Below are 5,243 nucleotides of genomic sequence, written 5' to 3'. Positions count from 1 at the left end.
GGTTTCAATCTTGATACCACGTTCTTTCTGACGAGCAATCTTATCAGCCATGAGTTTTTTAGCCGCATCTGTTACAACTTTTACAGTCACTTGCTCTTTGGAGTTGATAGCTAACGTCTGGATTCCTTGTGATTCAAAAAGTGTTAAAGTTTAAAAAATAAGGAGAAAATCAATGAAAAGAATACTAGTGTGTGGATTGGTTCCAGATGTTGGTGGGTTAGAAAAAATTGTGGTAGATTTTTATAATCATATTGATACCTCTGAATTTGAACTGGAATTTCTACTACAAGGCCCTGAAGATGTTGAATTTAGTGAACATTTTAAAAAGCTTTGCCACAATCCTCTCGTCGTTCATAGAATCCCTAAGTTAAGACCTCATATGAAACAGGCATTAAAGGAATGGGATCGTTTCTTTAAGGAGAATGCTCATCGTTATGATATTTTATGGTCCAATCAAAACGGTCTGACTCATCTAGAATTTTTAAAATTAGCAAAGAAATACGGAATCGAAAAAAGAATTGTTCATGGACATTGTGCAACAGCAGATAAATTTTACCGCTTTGTTCATCCAGTCAATCGTCTTTTTGTCGGCAAGTATGCGACCGATTTTTGGGCCTGCGGAACAGAAGCGTTGAACCATTTTTATCATGGAAAAGAAAGAGAAAAAGCTTTAGTGATTCATAATGCCATTGAGGTAGAAAAGTTTTTATATAATCAAGAAATGCAAGCCCAACTTCGAAAGGAATATGGTATTCCAGAAGATTGTTTAGTCGTAGGACAAGTTTCTCGTTTATATGAAAAACAAAAAAATCAAAGTTTTTGTGTGAAGGTTTTTTCTGAAATCGTCAAAAAAGAACCGAATTCTCGTCTAGTATTTATCGGAAGAGGAGATACTGAATTTTTAGAAAATGTGGCAAAAGAATATGGAGTAGCAGACAAAGTCATCTTTACAGGCTTGACCACTAATGTCGGAAAAATGCTAAATCTTCTAGATGTTTTCTTCTTCCCATCTCATTTTGAGGGCTTGCCAATTGTACTTATTGAAGCGCAAGCAAATGGATTACCTGTTGTAACAGCAAATCATCTACCATATGCAAGAATACTGGACAATTATGATAACAGCCTGTCTTTGCAGGATTCTCTTGAAGATTGGGCGGATAAGATTTTGTCGTTCAGAGATCATCGGGAGCTTGATACAGAAAAGGTGAAACAGCTGATCGAACAAAACGGCTACGAGATTGACTCAGCAACCAAACAGTTGGAGAAATTATTTGACGAGTAATAAAAAGTTGATGGAGAGGACAAACATGTCTTCTCTAATTTTTTATAATGATTTAATAGTTTGGAACACTATTTAATCCTGAAGCAAAAGCGGACAAAATAAAGAAGTCATGATATAATATAAAGTAGATTTCTATGTTATAAAACAAGAACTGTTTGTACATTATTCATTTGAAAACTCCTTGATGTTCAAACAATAGTAAAATAAAATAGGGGCTCTAAACCCTTGCTATGAAAGGAAAAAACTCAATGGCTACTATTCAATGGTTTCCTGGTCACATGTCTAAAGCGCGTCGACAGGTGCAGGAGAATTTAAAATTTGTTGATTTTGTGACGATTTTGGTGGATGCACGCTTACCTCTATCTAGTCAAAATCCTATGTTGACCAAAATTGTTGGTGACAAACCAAAACTTTTGATTTTAAACAAGGCAGACTTGGCCGATCCAGTAATGACCAAGGAATGGCGTCAATATTTTGAATCACAAGGAATCCAGACGTTAGCTATCAACTCCAAAGAGCAAGTGACTGTAAAAGTTGTAACAGATGCGGCTAAAAAACTCATGGCTGATAAGATTGCTCGTCAGAAAGAACGTGGTATCAAGATTGAAACCTTGCGTACCATGATTATTGGGATTCCAAATGCTGGTAAATCCACTCTCATGAATCGTTTGGCTGGTAAAAAGATTGCAGTTGTCGGCAACAAGCCTGGTGTGACCAAAGGTCAACAATGGCTCAAAACTAACAAAGACTTGGAAATCTTAGATACGCCAGGGATTCTTTGGCCTAAATTTGAGGATGAAACTGTAGCTCTTAAGTTGGCCTTGACTGGAGCTATCAAAGACCAGTTGCTTCCTATGGATGAGGTAACCATTTTTGGTCTCAATTATTTCAAAGAACATTATCCAGAAAAGCTGGCCGAACGCTTTAAACAAATGAAAATTGAGGAAGAAGCGCCTGTTATTATTATGGATATGACCCGTGCCCTCGGTTTCCGTGATGACTATGACCGTTTCTACAGTCTCTTCGTGAAGGAAGTCCGTGATGGCAAACTTGGTAACTATACCTTAGATACATTGGAAGACCTCGATGGCGACGATTAAAGAAATCAAAGAACTCCTTGCTACTGTCAAGGAGTTAGATAACCCTATTTTTTTAGAACTCGAGCAGGATAATCGTTCTGGAGTTCAAAAGGAAATAAGCAAGCGTAAAAAAGCCATTCAGGCAGAATTGGATGAGGATCTTCGTTTGGAATCCATGCTTTCCTACGAAAAAGAACTTTACAAGCAAGGATTGACCTTGATAGCAGGTGTTGACGAGGTTGGTCGTGGTCCTCTGGCTGGGCCTGTAGTCGCTGCAGCCGTTATTTTACCTCAAAATTGTAAAATCAAAGGTCTCAACGACAGCAAGAAAATTCCTAAAAAGAAACATCTGGAGATTTTCCAAGCCGTTCAGGACCAAGCCTTGTCAATCGGAATTGGTATCATGGATAATCAGGTCGTCGACCAAGTCAATATCTATGAAGCAACCAAACTGGCCATGCAGGAAGCAATTTCCCAGCTCAGTCCTCAACCTGAGCACCTTTTGATAGATGCCATGAAACTGGAATTACCCATTTCACAAACCTCCATCATCAAAGGTGATGCTAATTCCCTCTCGATTGCAGCAGCTTCTATAATAGCCAAGGTGACACGTGATGAATTGATGAAGGAATACGATCAGCAGTTCCCTGGCTATGACTTTACTGCTAATGCAGGATATGGAACAGTTAAACACCTGGAAGGCCTCACAAAACTAGGAGTTACCCCAATTCACCGAACCAGCTTTGAACCCGTTAAATCACTGGTTTTGGGAGAAAAAGAAAGTTAAGTTAGAAGGAATGATTATGGAGGAACAGTCAGAAACACTCAGCTCCAAGAAAGAATTTGCCTTTGCCTCAAGTACTATATTATCCCAAGTTGGACGAGGAATCATTGTTGGTCTCGTTGTTGGAATTATCGTTGGATCTTTTCGGTTTTTAATCGAAAAAGGCTTCCACCTGATACAAGGACTTTATCAAGATCAAGCGCACCTAGTGCGCAATCTTTTTATCATTGGTCTATTTTATTTAATAGTTTGTTGGCTCAGTGCGAAATTAACACGGTCAGAAAAAGATATCAAAGGCTCAGGAATTCCTCAAGTCGAAGCTGAATTAAAGGGACTCATGACCCTCAACTGGTGGGGTGTTCTTTGGAAAAAATATGTTCTAGGAATTCTTGCAATTGCCAGCGGACTCATGCTGGGGCGTGAAGGACCAAGTATTCAACTTGGAGCTGTCGGCGGTAAAGGAATTGCTAAGTGGCTCAAATCCAGTCCAGTTGAGGAACGTTCCCTTATTGCAAGTGGAGCTGCAGCAGGATTAGCCGCAGCCTTTAATGCTCCTATTGCAGGACTTCTCTTTGTGGTAGAAGAAGTTTATCACCATTTTTCACGCTTTTTCTGGGTATCTACTCTCGCAGCTAGTCTCGTAGCAAACTTTGTCTCACTACTCATATTTGGCTTAACACCCGTACTGGACATGCCAGACAACATCCCACTCATGACCCTAGACCAGTATTGGATTTACCTCCTTATGGGGATTTTTCTTGGACTATCTGGTTTTATCTATGAGAAAGCTGTGCTCAATGTTGGTAGAGTTTATGACTGGCTTGGTCAAAAAATCCGTTTGGATAGAGCTTATTATCCAATTCTGGCTTTCATTCTCATCATCCCAGTCGGAATCTTCTTACCACAAATCCTTGGTGGTGGAAATCAGCTGGTTCTTTCCTTAACTGAACAAGATTTTAGTTTCCAAGTTCTATTATTTTACTTTTTGATTCGCTTTGTTTGGAGCATGATTAGTTATGGAAGTGGCCTTCCAGGAGGAATTTTCCTACCAATTTTAGCGCTTGGCTCCTTACTTGGAGCTCTAGTTGGTGTTATTTGTGTCAATCTTGGACTTGTCAGTCAGCAGCAATTCCCTATATTTGTCATTCTAGGAATGAGTGGCTATTTTGGAGCAATATCCAAGGCTCCCTTAACTGCTATGATTCTGGTAACCGAAATGGTAGGAGATATTCGCAATCTCATGCCACTTGGATTAGTGACCTTGGTTGCCTACATCATCATGGATCTACTCAAGGGTGCACCAGTCTATGAAGCTATGTTGGAAAAAATGCTGCCAGAAGAAGCGACAGATGAAGGAGAAGTCACTCTCATTGAAATCCCTGTTTCAGATAAAATAGCAGGAAAACAAGTTCACGAACTCAACTTACCACATAACGTACTCATCACCACCCAAGTCCATAATGGCAAGAGCCAAACAGTTAACGGCTCAACCAGAATGTATCTCGGAGATATGATTCACCTAGTTATTCCAAAAAGTGAAATTGGAAAAATAAAAGATTTGTTGTTGTAGGAGTTTTTACATAACATAAATTATGTAAAAACAAACTTCTTAATTAAATATATTAGAAAACCGATTCTCAGCAATAGAATCGGTTATTTTTTACAGATAAGATATTTCACATACAAATAATTGAACTTTGGTAAAAATAAGACTATAATCAAGTTAGAAATAATAAAGCATAAAGCTAGAAAGGAGTTTACTGTATCAAATCTGTACAGTAAGATTAAAATCATGAAAAAGAAAACAATAGCAATTATACAATGTATTTTGTATCTCATAGCTCCTTATATAGCTCTTCAGCTATGCAGAATGAACAGAAGTTTCGTTACTGATAATCTCTTTTTTATTTTCCTTATTCTGTTGACTATTTCATTCTGGTTTAGTATTTGGAAACTAGAAAAAGCACTAGCTAATGATTCACAATAATAACTCCAAAGATTTAGATTCGTTTTACACAGGTCTAAGTCTTTTTTAAAAAGCTCTATAACATCTTTCCGAAAAACTATAATTTTCTTGAAAAATAAATAAGTCTATGCT

Annotated in this window: 4 protein-coding genes and 1 pseudogene; 4 read left to right on the top strand and 1 reads right to left on the bottom strand. The window is 38.1% G+C overall.

Translation table 11 applies throughout. From position 1 onward, the window contains the following. Window positions 1-138: pseudogene (gene rbgA / locus D8837_RS08895) on the bottom strand (ribosome biogenesis GTPase YlqF); the annotation flags it as partial. Between the two features lie 34 nt (window positions 139-172). Here rbgA and D8837_RS08890 point away from each other — a divergent pair. The 4 genes from D8837_RS08890 (at window position 173) to D8837_RS08875 (ending at window position 4,715) form a co-directional block, all read left to right on the top strand. Beyond that, window positions 173-1,282, top strand: coding sequence for a glycosyltransferase (locus D8837_RS08890; RefSeq protein ID WP_125456831.1), 1,110 nt, complete (start codon window positions 173-175; stop codon window positions 1,280-1,282). A 248-nt stretch (window positions 1,283-1,530) separates the two neighbouring features. Continuing rightward, complete coding sequence (ylqF, locus tag D8837_RS08885) at window positions 1,531-2,382, top strand: ribosome biogenesis GTPase YlqF (protein ID WP_045606767.1); 852 nt, start codon at window positions 1,531-1,533, stop codon at window positions 2,380-2,382. Next, a complete protein-coding gene (locus D8837_RS08880; protein WP_125456830.1) occupies window positions 2,369-3,148 on the top strand; it encodes a ribonuclease HII in 780 nt (259 codons plus the stop codon). The genes ylqF and D8837_RS08880 overlap by 14 nt, the downstream gene beginning before the upstream one ends. 16 nt (window positions 3,149-3,164) lie before the next feature. Further along, a complete protein-coding gene (locus D8837_RS08875; protein WP_125456829.1) occupies window positions 3,165-4,715 on the top strand; it encodes a ClC family H(+)/Cl(-) exchange transporter in 1,551 nt (516 codons plus the stop codon). The last annotated feature ends 528 nt before the right edge of the window (window positions 4,716-5,243 follow it).

It is taken from the genome of Streptococcus mitis, assembly GCF_003942965.1.
Taxonomy (GTDB): Bacteria; Bacillota; Bacilli; order Lactobacillales; family Streptococcaceae; genus Streptococcus; species Streptococcus mitis_BH.
The sequence above is the reverse complement of the archived record's forward strand: the minus strand, read 5'-3'. Positions and strand labels throughout refer to the sequence as shown.

Bases quoted from the DNA above. Each gene is read 5' to 3' on its own strand.
- ylqF (WP_045606767.1), top strand. From the start codon at position 1,531: ATGGCTACTATTCAATGGTTTCCTGGTCACATGTCTAAAGCGCGTCGA.
- D8837_RS08890 (WP_125456831.1), top strand. From the start codon at position 173: ATGAAAAGAATACTAGTGTGTGGATTGGTTCCAGATGTTGGTGGGTTA.
- D8837_RS08880 (WP_125456830.1), top strand. From the start codon at position 2,369: ATGGCGACGATTAAAGAAATCAAAGAACTCCTTGCTACTGTCAAGGAG.
- D8837_RS08875 (WP_125456829.1), top strand. From the start codon at position 3,165: ATGGAGGAACAGTCAGAAACACTCAGCTCCAAGAAAGAATTTGCCTTT.